Source organism: Alistipes sp. AF14-19 (assembly GCF_003461645.1).
GTDB classification, from domain to species: domain Bacteria; phylum Bacteroidota; class Bacteroidia; order Bacteroidales; family Rikenellaceae; genus Alistipes; species Alistipes shahii.
In genome coordinates, this window is sequence record NZ_QTXM01000031.1 from 1 (window position 1) to 19,301 (window position 19,301).

The 19,301-nt window shown below is 54.4% G+C and carries 20 protein-coding genes; 2 read left to right on the forward strand and 18 right to left on the reverse strand.

Annotated elements, in window-relative coordinates; genetic code table 11:
• A partial coding sequence (locus DWW03_RS15630; RefSeq protein WP_118407017.1) for a glycoside hydrolase family 125 protein occupies positions 1-562 on the forward strand: 562 nt, incomplete at its 5' end.
• A 218-nt stretch (positions 563-780) separates the two neighbouring features.
• Positions 781-2,313 carry a bifunctional GNAT family N-acetyltransferase/carbon-nitrogen hydrolase family protein gene (locus tag DWW03_RS15635; RefSeq protein WP_022061461.1) on the forward strand — a complete coding sequence of 511 codons (1,533 nt, stop codon included), beginning with the start codon at positions 781-783 and terminating at the stop codon, positions 2,311-2,313.
• 1,344 nt (positions 2,314-3,657) lie between these two features.
• Here the strand turns inward: DWW03_RS15635 and DWW03_RS15640 are convergent.
• The 18 genes from DWW03_RS15640 to DWW03_RS15725 form a co-directional block, all read right to left on the reverse strand.
• Complete coding sequence (locus DWW03_RS15640; RefSeq protein ID WP_015547667.1) at positions 3,658-3,930, reverse strand: hypothetical protein; 273 nt, start codon at positions 3,928-3,930, stop codon at positions 3,658-3,660.
• A gap of 136 nt (positions 3,931-4,066) precedes the next feature.
• Positions 4,067-5,266: an L-serine ammonia-lyase, iron-sulfur-dependent, subunit alpha gene (locus DWW03_RS15645; RefSeq protein WP_022061460.1), complete on the reverse strand. Its 1,200-nt coding sequence runs from the start codon at positions 5,264-5,266 to the stop codon at positions 4,067-4,069.
• A gap of 381 nt (positions 5,267-5,647) precedes the next feature.
• Entirely contained in the window at positions 5,648-6,166 is a 519-nt protein-coding gene (locus DWW03_RS15650) for a hypothetical protein (protein ID WP_022061459.1), read from the reverse strand.
• Entirely contained in the window at positions 6,163-6,684 is a 522-nt protein-coding gene (locus tag DWW03_RS15655) for a glycoside hydrolase family 108 protein (RefSeq protein WP_022061458.1), read from the reverse strand. The genes DWW03_RS15650 and DWW03_RS15655 overlap by 4 nt, the downstream gene beginning before the upstream one ends.
• Before the next feature lie 13 nt (positions 6,685-6,697).
• Positions 6,698-7,201 carry a phage holin family protein gene (locus DWW03_RS15660; protein ID WP_118407019.1) on the reverse strand — a complete coding sequence of 168 codons (504 nt, stop codon included), beginning with the start codon at positions 7,199-7,201 and terminating at the stop codon, positions 6,698-6,700.
• A complete protein-coding gene (locus tag DWW03_RS15665) occupies positions 7,198-7,458 on the reverse strand; it encodes a hypothetical protein (RefSeq protein WP_022061456.1) in 261 nt (86 codons plus the stop codon). The genes DWW03_RS15660 and DWW03_RS15665 overlap by 4 nt, the downstream gene beginning before the upstream one ends.
• The gene (locus DWW03_RS15670; RefSeq protein WP_022061455.1) at positions 7,436-8,833 is read right to left on the reverse strand and encodes a reverse transcriptase domain-containing protein; all 1,398 of its coding nucleotides are present in this window, start codon (positions 8,831-8,833) and stop codon (positions 7,436-7,438) included. The genes DWW03_RS15665 and DWW03_RS15670 overlap by 23 nt, the downstream gene beginning before the upstream one ends.
• Before the next feature lie 50 nt (positions 8,834-8,883).
• The gene (locus DWW03_RS15675) at positions 8,884-9,279 is read right to left on the reverse strand and encodes a four helix bundle protein (RefSeq protein WP_118407021.1); all 396 of its coding nucleotides are present in this window, start codon (positions 9,277-9,279) and stop codon (positions 8,884-8,886) included.
• A 71-nt stretch (positions 9,280-9,350) separates the two neighbouring features.
• Positions 9,351-10,697 (reverse strand): hypothetical protein, encoded by a 1,347-nt coding sequence (locus DWW03_RS15680; RefSeq protein ID WP_022061453.1) that lies wholly within the window; start codon positions 10,695-10,697, stop codon positions 9,351-9,353.
• A 12-nt stretch (positions 10,698-10,709) separates the two neighbouring features.
• Entirely contained in the window at positions 10,710-11,771 is a 1,062-nt protein-coding gene (locus tag DWW03_RS15685) for a hypothetical protein (protein WP_118407022.1), read from the reverse strand.
• A 2-nt stretch (positions 11,772-11,773) separates the two neighbouring features.
• On the reverse strand, positions 11,774-12,277 hold the full coding sequence (locus tag DWW03_RS15690) for a hypothetical protein (RefSeq protein ID WP_022061451.1): 504 nt from the start codon (positions 12,275-12,277) through the stop codon (positions 11,774-11,776).
• Positions 12,261-13,442: a hypothetical protein gene (locus tag DWW03_RS15695; protein WP_022061450.1), complete on the reverse strand. Its 1,182-nt coding sequence runs from the start codon at positions 13,440-13,442 to the stop codon at positions 12,261-12,263. Before DWW03_RS15695 ends, DWW03_RS15690 begins: the two co-directional genes overlap by 17 nt.
• Positions 13,443-13,448: 6 nt before the next feature.
• Positions 13,449-14,219 carry a hypothetical protein gene (locus tag DWW03_RS15700; protein WP_118407023.1) on the reverse strand — a complete coding sequence of 257 codons (771 nt, stop codon included), beginning with the start codon at positions 14,217-14,219 and terminating at the stop codon, positions 13,449-13,451.
• Between the two features lie 6 nt (positions 14,220-14,225).
• The gene (locus DWW03_RS15705; protein ID WP_118407024.1) at positions 14,226-14,846 is read right to left on the reverse strand and encodes a hypothetical protein; all 621 of its coding nucleotides are present in this window, start codon (positions 14,844-14,846) and stop codon (positions 14,226-14,228) included.
• A gap of 21 nt (positions 14,847-14,867) precedes the next feature.
• The gene (locus DWW03_RS15710) at positions 14,868-15,950 is read right to left on the reverse strand and encodes a hypothetical protein (RefSeq protein ID WP_118407025.1); all 1,083 of its coding nucleotides are present in this window, start codon (positions 15,948-15,950) and stop codon (positions 14,868-14,870) included.
• Between the two features lie 23 nt (positions 15,951-15,973).
• Positions 15,974-17,206 carry an ATP-dependent Clp protease proteolytic subunit gene (locus DWW03_RS15715; RefSeq protein WP_118407026.1) on the reverse strand — a complete coding sequence of 411 codons (1,233 nt, stop codon included), beginning with the start codon at positions 17,204-17,206 and terminating at the stop codon, positions 15,974-15,976.
• 82 nt (positions 17,207-17,288) lie between these two features.
• Entirely contained in the window at positions 17,289-17,528 is a 240-nt protein-coding gene (locus DWW03_RS15720) for a hypothetical protein (RefSeq protein WP_118407027.1), read from the reverse strand.
• Between the two features lie 2 nt (positions 17,529-17,530).
• The gene (locus tag DWW03_RS15725) at positions 17,531-18,934 is read right to left on the reverse strand and encodes a hypothetical protein (protein ID WP_118407028.1); all 1,404 of its coding nucleotides are present in this window, start codon (positions 18,932-18,934) and stop codon (positions 17,531-17,533) included.
• Positions 18,935-19,301: the final 367 nt, after the last annotated feature.

Sequence of the window (19,301 nt, forward strand, 5' to 3'; positions counted from 1 at the left end):
GAACGGCGAGCGGGAGCTTGCCGCCGAGTGCACGGCGCTGGCCGACGAGGTGGAAGAGGCCCTGCAAAAATACGCCGTGGTCGAGCATCCGGAGTTCGGAAAAATCTACGCCTTCGAGGTGGACGGTTTCGGAGGCTGCTTTCTGATGGACGACGCCAATGTGCCCTCGCTCTTGGCCATGCCCTATCTGGGCGACGTGGAGCGCACGGACCCGATTTACGAAAACACGCGCCGGTTCGTGTGGAGCACGGAAAATCCCTATTTCTGGCGCGGAGCTGCCGGAGAGGGCATCGGAGGACCCCATATCGGCGTGGAGATGATCTGGCCCATGAGCATCATGATGCGGGCCTTCACGTCGGAGGACGACGCCGAGATCCGCGATTGCATCGTCGCCCTGATGACCACCGATGCCGGGACGGGCTTCATGCATGAATCCTTCTCGCGCCACGATGCTGCGAATTTCACCCGCCCGTGGTTCGCATGGCAGAACACCCTCTTCGGGGAACTGATCCTCAAACTTGTAAACGACGGGAAAACGGACCTGCTGAATTCCATATACTAACCATGAAGAAACTTACAATTTACGCCACCTTCAACGAGGAGGGTATTTCGTTCCCGTTTCCGCAACTTACGATTCTTAATTCGGGGTGATAAAGTCTGCGGCACCGGCAGAGAGGAGAGCGGTGTGAATTTCGAGTGCCGCTCTTCTTATATTTTCCTCTCTCTGGCGTTTTCGGAAGTTAAAGAGTATCTTTGTACGTTTTTTCAACCCATGTGTTTATGGAAACGTTAGAAATCAATAAAGTAGAAATTCGCAATCTTCAGAAAGAGGATTACGACCAACTGGCCAGTTCCTTTACCCGCGTCTATGCCGATGGAAGCGACGTTTTTTGGACGCCGAAGCAAATCGACAAACTGATTCGCATCTTCCCGGAGGGGCAGATCGTCGTAGTCGTGGACGGCAAGATCGTAGGCTGCGCGCTTTCGATCATTGTGAATTACGATGACGTGAAGAACGACCACACCTACGCCCAGGTTACGGGGAATGAAACATTCGACACCCACACCCGCAAGGGTAACATCCTCTACGGCATCGAGGTCTTCATCCATCCCGACTACCGGGGACTGCGTCTGGCGCGGCGCATGTACGAATACCGCAAGGAACTGTGCGAAAAACTCAACTTGAAAGCCATCATGTTCGGGGGCCGTCTGCCCAACTACCATAAGTATGCGGAACAGATGCGCCCCAAGGAATATATAGACAAAGTGCGCCAACGTGAAATTGTCGATCCTGTGCTGTTGTTCCAGCTCTCGAACGATTTCCATGTCCGTAAAGTAATGCGCAACTATCTGCCCAACGACGAGGAGTCGCGCCACTACGCCTGCCTGCTTCAGTGGGACAACATCTATTATCAGGCTCCGACCGAGGAGTACATCCTGCCCAAAACCACGGTGCGCGTAGGCATCGTACAGTGGCAAATGCGCAGCTACAAGACCCTTGACGACCTGTTCGAACAGGTGGAGTTTTTCGTCGATTCCGTGAGCGGCTATCAGAGCGATTTCGTTCTTTTTCCCGAATATTTCAACGCTCCGCTTATGGCGCGGTTCAACGATGTCAGCGAATCGGAGGCCATTCGCGGGCTGGCGCAATATACGGATGAAATCCGGGACCGGTTTATCGCATTGGCCATTAAGTTCAACATCAATATCATCACGGGCAGCATGCCCCAGATCAAAGACGACGGGCAGCTTTACAACGTGGGGTTCCTCTGCCGCCGTGACGGAACTTACGAAATGTATGAAAAATTGCACGTTACGCCCGACGAGATGAAGTGCTGGGGATTGAGTGGCGGCAAGACGATCCGCACGTTCGAGACGGACTGCGCGAAGATCGGCGTATTGATCTGCTACGACGTTGAGTTTCCGGAACTTTCACGCATTATGGCCTCCGAGGGGATGCAGATTCTCTTCGTGCCGTTCCTCACGGATACGCAGAATGCCTATTCGCGCGTGCAAGTCTGCGCCCATGCCCGCGCCATCGAGAACGAATGTTTCGTGGTGATCGCAGGCAGTGTGGGCAACCTGCCCAAGGTGCACAACATGGACATTCAGTATGCGCGCTCCGGAGTCTTCACGCCCTGCGATTTCGCTTTTCCGACGGACGGACGGCGTGCGGAGGCGACGCCCAATACGGAGATGATCCTTATTTCGGACATTAACCTGAACCTGTTGAACGAGCTGCACACCTACGGCAGCGTCCGCAACCTCAAGGATCGCCGCAGCGATCTGTACGAGGTGCGGGTGAAAAGATAATCCGGTCGCGTCTGAACCCGTAAATATTATTCGATACTCGAAATCATAACGTCGTCGAATTCTCGATTTTAACTTCAGTTTCAGCACCTCCATTTCTGCCTCTTCAGGCTCTGCCTCGGGCTTCATCTACTCCCGCAGACAAAGGTATAGGTTGTCGGAGGCTGTCAGCCCCGAGTTCCCTGTGTATATATGTTCTCTGGCTGGTAATGTTACCCGTGCTTTGACCGAGTATTTGCATTATCTCACTCTGCTTCTTTTCTCGTAGTATATGCCAGCAGCTCCTGATCTTCAAGCGGCTCAACTTGAGGAATACCCCTATCTTTGATGTCTGGACCCATGCATTCGAGTTTTAGACATCTTCTGAACTCTACAATCACCTTCACGCTCGCAAGTGGCGAAGAACTAATTTATCCGATTCCTGCTAGCTGTAAATCAATAGTATAGCTTTTTCGTCGATCTGGATGCCCTTCCGGGTTAAGAGAACACAATAGTACCGACACTTGTTATTACCGGCGCGACCAGATGGGACTTGTTGCGAAAATAAACGGTTATCTTTCTCCGCTCGACAAAGATAATTACGATAATTTTATGCTGAATAGCAGCAGTCAGCGGATTCAGCTTGTTGCAACTCGATGAAATCAATGTTTTCTTTCCCAGTTATATTCGGTGGAAGATATTTTCCTAATCGATGATGATGTATGAGATCAGGCGAAGAGGGGGTTTAGGCTGTATTTCAGAACAGTAGTAAACTGGGAAGGTGTTTGGTTTTTTGATGCTGAACAACCTCAATTTATCTTCGGACGAAAGGCCCCGATGACTGTACGTTGCCACGACAAGGGTACGATTCAAGCGTTCAATGATCAATTTCATTGTTTGTTGACAGAGCGAGAATGCTGCAATAGAGATAAAATCATATTGCCCGAACCCTTCTTTGAGAGGAAGAAAATAAGTGAATGATTGTTTTTATTGCGATGATTATTCGGTTGAATTTCCTTCATCATAACTGACACATAAAACTGTTCAAGCATCTTGTGTTTTGACACTAATGATAACTTCTTGTTCTATTTCTTCCAACAAGAACCTTGTATGCTTGAGAAAATGGAATATCCATGCGTTAGAATGCTGCCCTTTTAGCAAATTTGTCAAATCCGCATTTTTTTTGTATTTTGTAATCGGTTATTTGAAATGCGGTATTTGAGCGCAAGACGCTGAAAATAAACCGTTGCCTTTTCGTTACCTATTATCCCTATACAAAAATGTAATGATCCGATAAATCAGGTCGTTATGCCCTTTTAATCCCGCTCCCGAAAGGGTGCGGCTTTTTCATTGGGACGGATCGGCCGCTTATTCGAAGGCGACCGTCTGACCGTTGATTTTCACATCGCTGAAGACGGCTTCCGAGGTCTTCTTGCTGTCGCCGCTGTTGGCCGCCAGGCCGATCAGCAGTTTGTCGGGCAGTCCGCTGACGGTGACGGACTTTCCCACGCCGAAAGGATCGTCCCTGGTCCCGGCCGGCAGCGTCGTTGCGGGCGGATCGGGGGTGTCTTCGGTGGCGTCGTCGCCGCACGCTCCGGCGAGCAGCGGGAGGACCAGCAGAAGGAGTAAGAATCGTCTCATACGTATTGTGGTTTTAGGTTGACGTTTGCTGATAACAAAATTAACCCGCCGGAGGTTGTCCGACGGGGAAAATTTATCCGTTTACAGGGAAAAATCGTCACACGCCCGGAAGGATGCTTCCGGCGCGCCCGAAACCTTATCGTTTGAAGCGTTTGGCAAGGCCCCCTTCGGAGGTTTCGCGGTAGAGGCTCGGAAGGGCGTGGCCCGTTTCGTTCATCACCTCCACGACCTTGTCGAAGCTCACCATGTGCGAGCCGTCGGAGAGCGTGGCGTAGGCGTTGGCGTCGAAGGCCCGGGCTGCGGCGATGGCGTTGCGCTCGATGCAGGGGACCTGCACCAGTCCGCACACGGGGTCGCATGTGAGGCCCAGGTGGTGTTCGAGACCCATCTCGGCGGCGTATTCGATCTGCGAAGGGGTTCCGCCGAAGAGCTGGCACGCGGCGGCGGCAGCCATGGCGCACGCCACGCCGACCTCGCCCTGGCAGCCGACCTCGGCGCCCGAAATGGAGGAGTTGGTCTTGGCGACGTTGCCGAAAAGTCCGGCGGTGGCCAGCGCCCGCAGGATGCGGATGCGCAGGAAGTTGCGCGAGGTGGAGAGGTGGTAGAGCACGGCGGGCATGACGCCGCTCGACCCGCACGTGGGGGCTGTCACGACCGTGCCGCCCGAGGCGTTTTCCTCGGAGGTGGCCAGCGCGTAGGCGTAGATTTTGGCCCGCGAGGAGAGCGAGTCGGTGTAGCTTTTCGACTTGACCCAGTAGGTCGAGGCCTTGCGGGCGACCTTCAGCCCTCCGGGCAGCACGCCGTCGTTGTTCAGGCCGCGCTGGATGGTTGCGCACATCGTCTCCCAGACCGTGTCGAGGTAGTCCCAGATTTCGGGACCTTCGCAGTCGCTCACATACTCCCAGAAGGTCTTGCCCTCGTGGTAGCACCACTCCTTGATCTCCGAAATGGTCGACAGCGGGTAGATGCTCCGGGGCGTTTCGAGGCGCGAGGCCTCGTTGGCCAGCGCCCCGCCGCCGACGCTGTAAATGGTCCAGGAATCGACGACTTCGTCGCCTTTCAGCCCTTCGAACAGCATGCCGTTGGGGTGGAAGGGGAGCACGACCTCCGGTTTCCAGACGATCCGGGTCGGGGCGGCCGGTTCGAGCACCGAAAGGATCGCCACGTCCGTCAGGTGGCCCTTGCCCGTGGCGGCCAGCGATCCGTAGAGGGTCACGCGGTAGGCGTCGACGTCGCGGCAGCGTTCCGCAAACCGTTCGGCGGCCCGCTTGGGACCCATCGTGTGGCTGCTCGACGGGCCGCTGCCGATCCTGTATAACTCTTTAAGCGATTCCATAATCGTGATTTTACGGGAGCAAAGATAGGTAAAATTCCACAAGAAAAGGAGAAATAAGCTTTTCTCGCTTTTTACCCGGCATGGATGTGCGGAAGTCTCCCTTTTCAAAGGGTGGTTTGGGGGGCTGCATGGGTTCAGGGGCACAAAAAAAGGAGGGATATTGATTCCTCCTTTCTTGTAGCCCCACCGCGACTCGAACGCGAATTTAGGTTAGGAAACCTTGTATTTATCTATTCTACAAGCCATATATTCAGCAAATTGCGAATTGAGCCGAAAAATATTTGACAACAATCTGACAACTTTTGCAAAAATGCGGGGTCGCCGAAGCAACACCCGCACAACGCACGATGCCGTAAAACGACATCGGTGCAAAGGTACAAATTATTTTCGACCGACAAAACGGAGTACGAAAAAACATCCCATGATGACGGTTGCGCAGATTGCAATGATGCCGAGCCAACGCAGGTTCTTCGGTGTCGAATCCTCTTTGATCTCTTCCGTGCCTGTGTCTTCCTGTTTGTTCGTCGTGGTTTGTTCGTTGGCGGCTTCGCGTAATTGCTCGTCGACGATCTGACGAATAACGGATTTATCGACGGTTGCCGTCGTGTTTGTGGTTTTCGTTTCCGTTGTGGTCGTCTGCTGGGGCGGCGGGATTCCCAAGCTGTCGGCAGCGGGGCTGCTCGTATCGTAGATGGTTGTCGTCGATTTCGTTTCCGTCGTGGTTTTCGAAATCGTTACGACGTCGCGCTGCTCCTCCGCCTGCTCCTGCGTTGAGATTTGCCGCTCCGATTCGGCTTGCTCTTCGACGCGCTCCTGCGCGGATGAACGCGAGGTGTTGCGCGTGGATGCACACGCGCAACACAAGCAGCCAATCGCAAGTAAAAGGATTACACGTTTCATGGTTCGAATTTAATTGCTAAAATGCGATTCTTCCATCCCCGCAGGAATTTCCGTTGGGATGGCTTTCGTCGGACGATATTTTCGACGAACGCGATGCGTGCCGCTTGTATCTGATGGAACAGCGGGTCTGCGGGGCGGCTGTTAAGTGCGGCGAGTGTTTTGCGGCCGACGATGCCATCGACCTCGACGCCGAGGATTTTTTGTACCTGTTTGATGCCGTGGACGCCCGACGCCCACACCCAATCGACAACGATATTTGCGATGGACTGATTTTCGATCTCGTCGGCCTTCCACCTATCCCAATACTGACATTTGAAAATCTCCATCCATTGCTCGTTCGTTATGATTCGCAGGTCGTCGGCATCAATGTCGCCGTCGCCGTCGTTATCGCATCCGTGCAGCCGCCACGTTGCAATCGTTATTCCTTTGTTGGTTGCTCCGCCCACATCGTCGGGGTCGTTCACATATCCGCCTTCCCACGATAGGATGAACGGAACGAGTTTTTGCGCATCTGCCATAATTGCCGTGGTTTTAATAAGTTATGCTATCGTCTTTGTTGGCTGTGTTTTTATTATTCCGGTCATCTTCCTCGATGTGGCATTGTTCGAGTTCGTCGATACCGAGCCGTCGCCCCAGCAACGAAAAGACGTTAAATGTTATCCGCTTGCCTTTTGCTGCAAAATAGTTAGACAAGCACGACGATAGTTCATTACCGTAAATGATGGCGAAAATCAGGTATTTCAGCCAGTCGGCGGCAAATCCTATCGAAATAGTAAGGCCGAGCATGACCCAGCACAGGTATTCGCACATTTTGTTGACTGTGCGGCGAACCGCCCGCGAAATGCGCACACGCTCACCCCTTTTTCGGGCCGCTTCGCAGCCGAAAAAGAGATCGCAGACGATAACCACAGCCGCAACGACCAACCAAATGATCGAATCCGCAAGAGCTTGATAGAAAATCGACGTCAATATTGCTGTCGTCGAGTTTTGCACGATGGTTTCGGCCATTGTCGATTGTTCGGTCAATAGGTTCATACGGCGTCGATATTATGCGCCTGCTCTTCCTCGGCTCGTTCCGCTTCTCGCGTCGCTTCGAGTTTGGCCAGCGTCTGTTCGTTTCGGTTGTATTCGGCGTTTGCGGCCTCGTATCGGGCGAAATCGTCGGGGTATGTTTCACGAAACGACGTTCCGTTTTTGAAGCATTTCGCGGCCCGTTCGTCCGACGATGCCATGATCGCGCGCAGTTCCAACTGGCGCGACTGTAATTCGTTAATTTGCTGCTGTGTTTCCATCGTTGAGTAAGTTTTTGAGTGTGAATAAATCGCGTCTGCGTTGTTTGCGGACGTTGTATTTGCAGATTTCCCGTTGCCGGAAATGTTTGACGACCGTTGCCGTCGTGATGTCGTCGTCGAAACGGATATAGTCGCACCATACGGTTCCGACCTCTGCGGCGATGCGTTTACGAATGTTGAACGTATCGAAATGCCGCATCAACCCCAAATAGGAGTTTAGGATTGTCGCCAGCTTCTCGACATGCCGGGCCTTGCGGCGGCTACTGTGTCGGCACGCTTCGTTGTAGTAGTGAATCTTTCCGAAACACCGTGCGACGGTTTGGTTGTTCGTGTAGACGCGGTTGTATTTGATAACCGCACCTAAAAACTTGATGCCTTTCGAGTAGTGTTGCAGGTAGAATTTCCGCGGGTGCATCGTCAGTCCCCGTTCTGCGGCGAAATAGTTTCGAATATAAGGCATGGCCGTAAGAAACGATGCCTTATCCCGGACGACGAATGCGAAATCATCGACGTAGTTCACAGGAGCGAGGCCAACGGAGCGCATCCACCGCATCGCGGGTGCGTTGTAGAAATTCGCGTCGGATTGCGACGTGAGGTTCCCGATGGCTAAACCGAGGAACCAATCGACATTGTAGAGGCTCTTCGAGCGCGGCAGGTCAGCCCAATCGCAAAGTGGAGTTTTCCGCACGGCGTTGTCCTGCGGATTATGCAGCGTAACGACGCGGATAAGATACAACAGCGTATCCTTATCCCATCCCTCGTAGCGCTTGGCGACCAATGCGACCAACTCGTCGTAAAGACGGCGTTTGTCGATGCTCATAAAGAATGATTGCAGGTCGAATTTTGCCACATAACAGTCGGTGGTATAACCTTTCGACTGGTGGAATATCTGCTGTTGTAGGGCCTGTATGGCCGCAAGGTTGCCTTTCCCGACGCGGCAACTGAACATGTTATCGTCGAGTGTTCCGCATTCCTCGAAAAGAGCTTCGAGGCGCATGACGATATAGTGCTGCACGATTCGGTCGCGGAAATCGGCGGCTACCACTTCGCGCAGGCATGGTTTCGTAACGATAAATGCGATGGATTGCCGCGGGACATATTCGCAGTTGAACACCTCGCGGGCGAGCGCGACAAGCTCGCTTTCTTCATCAAGCCAAAAGCGTATCGCGTTAGCGGTATGCGCTTTGTTTTTTAAGCATAGGCGATATGCCGCCCGCATTGATTTATAGAACGAGGCGAAAGGGTCTACATTACCTTGAAATTCGGAAACCGGACGCACGGCGTTCGTGTTATACTTGTTGTTGTTGTTCACGTTGCCCGTGTTGCCGTTGTAGATGAACGCGTTGTTGGAATTGTACTCGCCAGTTTTTTGCATTGTCGGTATAACTATGAATGATAGTATGCAAACCCTTTTCAAAATAATAATTATAGGCTCTCTGCCGACGGCCCGTTGCTCTTGCCGACGACACCCTCGCCACGCAGAAAATAGTTTCGCCAACCCCTCGCCTCGTCTTTAATCTTTGCGATAAGCATATCGCATTGTGCTTTTGCGTCGTCACTCATCAGACCCAGCGCAACGGCCATCCGCAGTTTTAGCGACAGGGTGTCAATACGCAGGACGAAATCGTAGATGATTTGTGCGGCCCGTTTCGGGTCGGTTTGATGATTCGCCCGCAGTATCATTTCCTGCGCTTCCTCTGCCACAACGTCGATGCGGTCGCCGATAGTGAATTTGTATTTGCGATTGAATTCCGCTGTCCGGCGATGCAGGAGCAACGCCAGTTGGAACGTTTTGTCGAGGATAGATAATTTCTTTGCCATAGGTCTAACTTGCGAACCCGCGCCGCACGCCGACGCGATGCGGCGCGGGAATTAAAAACTGAAAACTGTTTTTACAAAGCGGAAACCGGACGCACGGCGAACGTGCCATACTTGAAGTTGCTGTTCACGCCGCCCGTGCTGCCGCCGTAGACGAACGCGCCGTAGGAATTGTACTCGCACGATGTCCACGGATAATAACCCGATCCGTAGCAGGTCGTCTTACCGAGGCGCGACAGCGTGCGGTTTACAGGGTCGCTTTCCCGGTCGGCGGACGTTAGCACGCGGTCGTGCATGAGCAGGTAGACTTCATCGACGGACGGCAGCCACCATGCGCCCGCTTCCAGTCCGGTAGTTGCGCCCTCGACCGTGACGCCGTAGTCGAGAGCGGCCGCAGCGGCCGGATAACGGGGAACGCTTTCGCCGTGGATGTCGACGAACCGCAGACCGCCGATCAGGTGCGTGTTGGCCTTGCCATCACGAAGCAGCGCGCCGTAGGCTGCGGGATATTGCAGCAAATGTTCTCCGAACAGATAATCCCGGTAGGTCGGATAGGCGGCGACCAGTTCCGGGTTGGCCTCTTCCGTAAAGGCGCTTTCCCGAATTATGGTGCTGCTTCCGGGTTTGATTCCTGTGGTATCGCTTCCGTTGGCCGAATAGTATTGCAGGAATTTTTCGGGATTACAGCCCGCAAACGACGAATTAACGCCGTTGTTGCGGCGGACATATTCGGTTGACCCCTCGATCAACACCCCCGTCAACGTTGTTTGGTAGTTAATGTCTTCCGGTGTCCTTGCGATCTGACAACCGCCAACAACGGCAATCGCCGCACGGGAGGCGTTATACGTGTTCGAACCCATCACGACGAAATTGTCCGCCGCAGTCGCCGCCCATCCCCCATAATCCGTCGAGGAGTAATTGGGTGTCCCACCTTTGAGTTTCGCGTTGATAGCCGATGCAACATCCGCGAGCGTTGCGCCTGCGGTATACGCTATCGACACCTCTGCGGCGGCAGGGTCGGAACCGAGCTTCAACACGATTGTGCCGCCCGCAGCGAGATCGAAACCCGACAATGCAACCTCGTAGGTATGTGCCCAGCGGATGCTGCCCGAAACATGGTCGAGCGATACGATCAATAGCTGTTCACCTTGTCGCGCATAGACGACGGCCAGCGGTACAAGGTTTGCTGGAATCTGCGCCTTGGCAATCGTTGCGCTTTTGATGTATTTGATAACCCCGTCCGTTTTATCGAAAACGGCGAGATCGCCGATGGCGGCAGCCGATTTTCCGACGACGGTATTCACACCGTCGTAAATCGTTGTCGTTTCATTTTCGATGAACGAAACGGCCGATTTCGTTGAAAGACGTTTCGCGTCGGCCGTATAAGCAGCCCGATCTGCGTATTTGTTAACCTGTGCCATATTCCGTTTGCATTATTGAATTTTCCAGTCTGACACGGCCGCGTTACCCGTTGAGAAATAGAGCGCGCGGGCGGTCTTGTCGATGTAGAACTGCCCGGCTCTGTCCGGGGCTTTCGTCGGTGCGCTGTCGCCGACGAGGGCAAGGCTGTTATTGCCCCATACGTTCAATTCCTTGATCTGCAATTTGGGAATCACGACAGCACCCGACAAGACGGCTATAAGCGCCTTTTCGAGTGCCTCGACCCGCTCGTCGAGGGTGCAGTCGGAGTGCGCGAGCGTATTGATAACGTCGTCGTAGGTGTCGACGACGCGCTGTGCGGATTCCGCTGCATTATTTGCTGCTGTCGCCGCCTCGTTTGCTTTGCCCGTGGCCGTGTTGGCCGCCGTTGCTGCGTTATTTGCCGCCGTCGTTGCGGTGTTGGCCTTGCCTGCGGCTGTATTCGCTGCGGCTGTCGCCGCCGATGCGCTTCCTGCTGCACTATTGGCTACTGCGGCTGCGTTGTTTGCAGCGACCGTAGCCGCTGCGGCCGCGTTGGTTGCCTCGGTACACGGGACAACGATTTCGGCAAACTTACCGTCGTAGCGTGACAGCAGGTTCGCATATCCGACCTCGATACCCGTGTCGACATACGCGTTGAGATCATCGTCGTAGACCAGCCACGTATTTTTGTCGCTGATTTTTGGCGACGCTCCTGTATAGGAAACATTATCCGGGAAATTTACGACGGTAAGCGACAGCGATAGCGTCAGTTCGTGATAGCCCGTCGGGGCGTCCTCTTTGACCTCTGCGAACCACACAACGGGCGTCGAATACATCGTCTTGTCTTCCAGTTTGACGTTGAAGACGATGCCGTATTGCCCTGTGGTAGTCAGTTCGCGGGTTCCGAGCAGGCGGACATAGACGCCGTTCGTGACCTCGTTAAACGCGATGTCCTCGCAGTTCATGGTCGCACCGGACGGCAGTACGAGTGACGCTGCGATATAGCGTGCCCGGCGCAGATCGCAGACGCCGCCTGCCGGAGTCAACATCGTGGCTTTGATGCCGCATCCCTGCCCTAATTTGATGTCATACATAGTTAATTGCCTAAAATTTTGAATTTCGTTCGATTGGCCTTGACTTTCCCCTTGAGCGTATAATCAGCGAAAATTTCCGGCTTTGCTTGGATGTAGGCAAGGCACTCTTTCATATAACCGTCAGCGATGGCGAAAGCGTCGTTGTACGCCGTTTGCCGCTCGCGGTATTCGGTCGCCTGTGAATATTCGTCGCGCTTCTGCACGAAGCCGAAGCGTGTCAAATGGTTTACACTCGTTTTGACGAGGCGCGCCCAAACGTAGTATGCCAGCGTCCGCCGCAGACCGACGAAATGCCGCTGGTTCCTGCATTCGTCGGTGTACTCGCCGCCATTAAGGAGTACGGCGAATTGCACGTGCGTAAGTAGCCGCATGAACAGTTCGTCGCCCAGCTTCGGTTTGATGTCGAGCAATTCGGCCTCTTCGATGGCGCGGGCGATAATCTCGTCGTCCATGTCGCAGGGGCGGGCGTATTTATCGACGTCGCACGGTTCAATCAGATGTCGCATCGTTGGCAATAGATTTTACGAGCGGTTCGATGGCAGCATCGCCCGCTCCGGTGTACGGAATCGTGTTCGGTTCCCAATGGCTGAAAATAGCCCGATACGCACGCGATAACATCCGTTGCTGCTTCGCTACCTGCTCGCAGTATTCGCGCTTCACGTCGTTCGCAAGGTCGCCTGTGAACCCGATACTGCCGCTGCGTAATCTTCCGAATGTTTCTTGGTTGAGCGCCGCATAGATGTTATCGGTTACGGCTTTCGTTGTGGCTGTAAACTCCTTGTCGTAGTTGTTCGTCTTGAACGGTACGAATTCGGGCTTATCCTCGTCGGTTTCAATCTCAACCTGCATGATTTTAAGCGAATTCGTATCGCCTTGCAGCTTTTCGAATTCTTCCGTAAATCCGTCGTCGGACGATGCGCCGTCTTTGTCGCCGTCGACCGTGCTGCTACCTTGTCCGCGCTTCGTAATGAGCATACCCGCCGTTAGGAAATTGTTTCGGACGTTTCGGTTGTTGACGTTCGAAAGCCCCTCGTCCGTCGACATGTCGGTCAATACGACGTCGACCAACGGCAGGGGATAGGCATTTCGCCCGGCACGTGAAATGTAGAGAATCTGACCCTTGTAGAATTCGATACCGCCTGCGGCCTGTATCTGCAACTGCACGACATCGGGCGACGGATTGAAGACCGGGAACACCTCGATTGTTTCGATGGTTACCTTTACGGCTTTGCCGCCGCGCGTCTTTTTACCCCGCCAATCGGGGTGTACGACGATATGGCTTATAACGCCGTCGTCGTCCTCCTCTTCAAGGCGGCAATTCTCGAACGGAACGTGCGCCATCGACACGATCTGTCCGAGAATATTGTAATTGACGTGTAGGGCAAGGCCGTCTTGGTAGGCTACATCGTCGGCGCACAAGTGATGAACGTCGTCTACCGTATTCCCTCGCGTGTCGCACACGGTTTCGGCCAACGCTTGCGATGCGAGGCCGTTTCCCTCGATATATGTCGAACGCCGCTCGACACAGGTGCGACCTGTGGGCGACGAATCGACAATATCGCGCACCGTTTGCGGGTATAGGTTATTGTCGCCGTAGGTTTTGATACCCAACGACGACAGGTATTTAACGTCTACACGCGTTTCGGGCTTCTTTGTGTGCTTTACGTTCATGGGTGGTTACTCCTCTGCGGTGATCTTCTCGATGTAGTCGGAAATAAGGCGGTGTGTGAGCTTCACGCCGCCGATCTCCTTGCCCGCCAACTCCTGCTTGATGGCCGTTTTCGACTTCCCGGCCACGAGTTCGGCGGCGATAGCCTGTCGGATAGCGTCATCGGCAGTATTGCCGTTGTTCCCGGCGGGCCGCTCGTCGGCTTCGTCAGCGCTTTCGGCTCCGGTGTCATCGCTGCCGGGCTTCTCGTCGTCAGTGGCCGCCGTTTCGGTGGCCGCCGCGGCGTCGATTCGGGCCTGCAATGCGGCGCAACGGCTTTCAAGTTCCACTTTCTCGGATTCGAGGATGGCGATACGGTTGTGTGCCGCTTCGAGTTCCGATGATTCCCCGCCAGCTTTCGGTGCTTCGGCATCCTTTTCCGCCGTAGGGATAACCTCGAAACGCCCGGCGGCGTTCGGGTGCTCTTTGAGGAACGCCGCGGCCACCTCGTCGGTCAGATTGTCGTTCGTGTAAATTTCCGAAGACCCTGCGATTTGCAGAATAACCCCTGCACGCAGTTTGTAATTCGATTTCTCTTTCATTTTTCCGTGTTTTTTGATGTACGAGTTGATTTCGAGCACGGCGTCGTGCCACTTGTCGGGACATCGACAGCCGTTCAAATGCTTTCCCAAGACCTCGTAATAAAGTCTTTCGATAGTCGCCTGTTCGGCGCTCGAATAGGGGGTATTGTAACCCCTATTCAAGTCCGAAAGCAGGATTTTTACCTCGTCGACGGTCATAGTGTATTACTCCGCATCGGAGGGGGTGAGCATCGTTTTGATGAGCGCCTCGGTGGCTGCAAGCGAACCCGCGTTGAGGAACATCGCCGAACGGGGCGCTTTCTCCTCTTTGAGCGTAATAGCCCAGCCCGATAGGGTGTCGTCGCTGTATTTCTCGCACGACCCGGCCGACAGCGTAAGGCCATTGAAAAGTCCGGCGATTTGGTAGGCCGACGCCCCGCGTTCCGCCTCATTCGTGGCCCGCAGGTTTTTGTGCCTGTTCTGCCAAATGACGAAAAACTCTCCGTCGAGCAGCGGGTCGATGATATTCTCACAAACCGCCGGGCTGTTGTCGGGCACGATGAAAGGAAATTCGGTCGAAGCCGTGCCGCCCAGCTTGCCGCTGCCGTCGAGGTCGGTTTTCAGCCCCTCGAACGGCTTCGTGCCGTACTGAACGATCGGGTACAACTGCGCGCCTTTGATAAGCGGCAGATTCAGCACTTGATTCGTCGAACCCTCGACAAATTCAAGATTGGCGATGTCGAGCTGCGCCCGGTTTCCGATCCACGCGGTACGCTCGACGCCTCGCGCGATCGGTTCCGCGCAGTTCTTTTCGATTTTCGCCTTGATGAAGCTATCGCAATTCATAGTGTAATCGAGTTTTGAGGGTTAGAAACCTACCTGCACGAGGTTATCGTCGGCGATCAGCGTTCCGATCTTGTCTTTCGACAGAATTTTGTTCATCTGCTCGTCCTTGTTGAACCATACCTGAATGTCGGCGACTTCGCTTTCGCTCTCCATACCGACGAGCAGGTCGTCTTTGATCGTGTAGAGCGCGCGATAAGGCTTGTTCCACGCCTTGCCGCCGCTGACGGTTTCGCAGCCTTTGATGATCTCGTCGAGGAACGGGATGGCGAGCATTTGCACACCGTTGTAGTTCGTTTCCGTGATGCCGTCGAACAGCGCCGTCCACTGCAATTCCGAACCTTTGTTGTTTCGTTTGAGGTCAGCGTCCAGCGCGTCTTTCAGCGCTTGCGTGATGTAGATGAGCTGGCCGTTGGCCTGCCGCAGAACCGTCGAGGCGTCGGAGATAAGTGCGTCGAGGAAATCGACGGCAGCATAATTCTGACGCATGGCGGCTTTCTGCTCGGCGAACGTCGCGGCGGCGTTGGCTGCGCATGTGGTGCGACGGTCGGGCGTTGCGGCGGCCAGCGTAAACAGACGCTTCCAGAAACCGTCGACGAGGGTAAAATACGCCGGGTCGATGGAATCGAGCAGGTTGCCGCCGTCTGTGACCGTATCGGCTGCCTTGTCGCCGAACCATGCGTAACGCATCAGCATCTTGCGGATGGCGAGTTCGAGCCGGGGCGCGAGGATATAGTCGGTATATTCCGTACCCGTGAGGTCGGCGATGTTCGTCTTGGTACGCATGGCGACCTGTGCGACTGTGCCCTCCAAATCCTTGTAGCAGATTTTTTCGGCAACCTCCCATTCGCGGATGTCCCACTCTTTTTCGCTCGTCGCAAGGACGCTGGTTCCGAACGTCGGATTACAGCCCTGTGAGGCTTTGCCGACCATGCCGAATTCGCCGATGAAACCGACCTTTTCGCCGTGCTTCTGTTTCGGCAGGAAATTGAAAATCTTTCCGAGCGATTCGGGGTCGGTGACCGCAAGGAAGATCAGACGTTTGAGGTCTTTAATCGCCCCGTTATCGGGGGTCAGATTCGAAAAATTAAGTCCTGTACTTGCCATAATTGATTGGTGTTGTTTGTGATTTACTCCGTTTTCTGATGTGCTGCTTCGAGTTCGGCGATGCGTTGCTGAACGCGCGACTGCGGTTTCGCGGCGTTCTTCTTGCCTTCTCCTGCGGCTGTGGTCGTGGTTTGACGTGCGGCGGGCTTGTAGTCGGACTTGGCCTTGACAAGCCATGCTTCGCCGCCCGCAATGGCGACGAGATTCAAGATGCGTTTCTCGTCGGTCGTTTTTGCGTTCTTGCGGGCGTCCGCAAGTTCGGTTTCGAGTTCGGCGATACGTGCGTTAGCCGCCGCCAGCGCATCGGAATCGGGGTCGTTTCCGCTGCCGTCGCCACCATCGCCCCCTCCGTCGCCCTCGTCTTCGGCGTCGCGGATTTCCGTGATTTTACCGTCTTCGATGACGATTGTCTTGCCGTCGGGCATCTTGTGCTCTCCGTCCGGCGATGCGCTGTCGCCGACGGCGGGATCTTCGCCGTCCGGCTTGTCAATCGTGATCGTGTCGCCCGATTCGGTGTTCAGCTCGTAATTGACGGGCTGCGGGGCTTCCAGTCCCAGCGCAACGGCCAGCGCTGCGAGGGCTTTGCGAAGCACGCTTTTGTCTTCGCTTTTCGTGGTTTTTGTTGCCATAGAATTTTGATTGTTGGTTATTGAATTTTGCTGCTTCCACGCAGCCGATTTCGCGCTGTTCGGGCCGCCTGCCGATGCCGACGCTGCGGGAATGATCGTCTGGATGAATCCGAGTTCCTTTGCTCGCTCCATCCCGATAAACTTGTCTTCGTTCATAAGCGCTTCGAGTTCCGCGCGATCTGCTCCGGTTCGCTCGACGTAGAAATCGAGCATTTTCTGTTCGTCGTCCCGTAACGAGGCGGCCAGCGATTCGAGATCATCGGCACGGTACGCGTCGGCCAGCGTGTATTCGGGATAGTAGGGCTTGTGAATGAGCAACGAGGCGTGCGGGTATGCTCGGCGTTCGGAAGCGGCCAGCAAAACGACGGTAGCCATCGACGCGCAATTCCCCTCGATGGTCGCGGTTATCTTCTTGCCCGTGCTCCGCAGCTTGTCGACGATGGCCCAGCCCTCGCTTACCTCGCCGCCGTCGCAGTGCAATAGTAATTCGATATTATCGTCGCCTGCCGGGATGCCGTTGATGAATTCGTCCACGTCCTTGAAACTCGTTCCGGCCTCGTCGCAGAACCAGTAGCATTCTTTTGTCGCTTCGGAAAGAATCGGATTGTAGAGTTTGAGAGTTGCCATAGATTTGATTTTACGAAACAAAGCTAAATAAAAAGCGTGTAATAAATACACGCTTTGAGGCACAATCAACTGACACGCCGTGTCAGCGGCTCGTATTGACGTCGCGGCCGAATCGTCGGATAATGCGATAGACGGTGCGTTCGCTGACCTCGTAGGTGTCGCACAGGTACGCGACGATATACGCTACTTTGAACCCGTCACGGCGAAGCCGTTCGTAGTCGTTCCACAAGGGGATATAGCGGACATCCTCGATAGCCGCGCCTGCGCGAGCGAGCGCCCGGAGCAGATCGGTGTTCTGTTGCAAAATTTCGTGTACTTTCATAACTACAAATCGCCTAATGATTCGACTACTTTCACCCGGTCAGATACGCGGGTTATTTCATCCACTCCGACGCGCATGTCGAGTTGCGAAACTCCCTTTGCGAATGCGCGGGCAAGCATATCTTCGCCTGCTATCTGATTGCTCGACTGTGCGGCGACTATCGGCGCACCGCCTCCGAGCTGGTTCAGCGCCGAGTAGATCGGGGCAAACATAGACGTCGGCAAGGCTGCGTTTACCGATTCGCCGTCCGACAGCATGGCGGGTATACTGTCGCTTGTCGACGTTCCCGGCCCGGACACATAACCTCCAGTCGAGAATTTTGCCGATTTGACAGTCTTAATCGCCGACGTGATATTCGCCATGATCGTTGCAACAGTCGTAGCGATTGCGATAAGGTTGCCGGGGAATGGGACGCTTTGAGCCTGCGCCGTACCCGCTGCGATAGCCTTTCCGGTGTTGATGGCGATCTCGGCCAATGCAAGTGTTTTGCTCAAAACGGCAAAAGCCTTATTATCTTCACCCAGTTCTTCGAGTAAACCAGACAAACCGTTCGTAACTGCGGCGAGTGCTTCCAACTTTGCTTGTTCGATTTGTATCTCGTAGTCGTTGACGGCTCGTTTTGCGTCGACGTATGCCTGTTGCGCGGCGAGCTGTCGGGCCTTGAATGCGGCGTCGCTTTCGCCCTCCATCTGTTGCAAGGCGTCGAGTTCCGCTTGCCGCATCTGCAACTGTAATTGCAGGGTGTTTTGCCCCTGTACGGCGGCGGCGTTGATTCGGTTCTCCCATTCGAGCCGTAGAGCGTCGTTCTGTTTTTGCAGGTTGGCGTTTATCCATTGGTTCGAAAGGTCGTCCAGTTGCTTGTTGTATTTCTCCCGGATGAGAACCTTTTGCTGCTCGGTCAGTTCGATGTTGGCAAGTTCGGCTTCCTGCTGTTTCCGTAACTGTTCGACTTTCAGCGTATATTCAGCGTCGGTTCCTTGTTTGACGGCGGCCAGCCGCAGGGCGATATTCTGCTGCTCTTGCCGGATTTTCTTGTCGAGGCCCGCGCGGTTGATCTTCTCGACGTTCAAGACGTGCTGCTGTTCGGCCAGCTCGATTTGCTGCTGAATTGCTGCCTTTGCCTTTTTCGTCAACCCCTTTTCGGTTTCGAGGCGTTTTTTCAGATCGGCGACCCGACGGCGGTATGCGACCTCTTCCTGCGTCAACTGCTTGCTGATGCCCTCTTTCATCAAGGCGACTTTGGCGTCGGTCGCTGCGCGCACGGCGGCAAGTTCGGTCGCAAGGGCCTGTTTCTGCTTTTCTGCGGCTTCTTTGTAGGCTTCCTTTATTGTCTTGTCGCGTGCGGCTTCGAGGCTCGCAAGAATATCTTTCGCTTCGCTGCTGGCTACCTTACCTGCATACACCAATTCGACGAGTAGTTTGCGCTGATTCTTGAATTCCTCGTTGGCTTGTTGCGTCGCGTATTTGACCGCACCCAGTTTCTTTTTTAACGCCGCGTCGTTATAGGCGGATGCGAGGCTGCGCAGGTGGTTCGCTGTATCGTTCAGCGCTGATCGGTAGTCTTCGTCCGCTTTTTTCTTGGCGTCTTGTGATGCTTTGTATTCCTCGCTGTCCTTTTTATAGAGCTGCTGCGCCGCTTTGAAATGTTCGGCGCGCTTGTTGGCAAGGTCTTTCAGTAGGGCAAGGCGCGTCAGCGTTATTTCCTCGTCGGTTTTGCCGAGTGTCCCGTCCTGAAAAAGGTTTACAGAAAAGAGTAAATCTTATGCAGCAAAA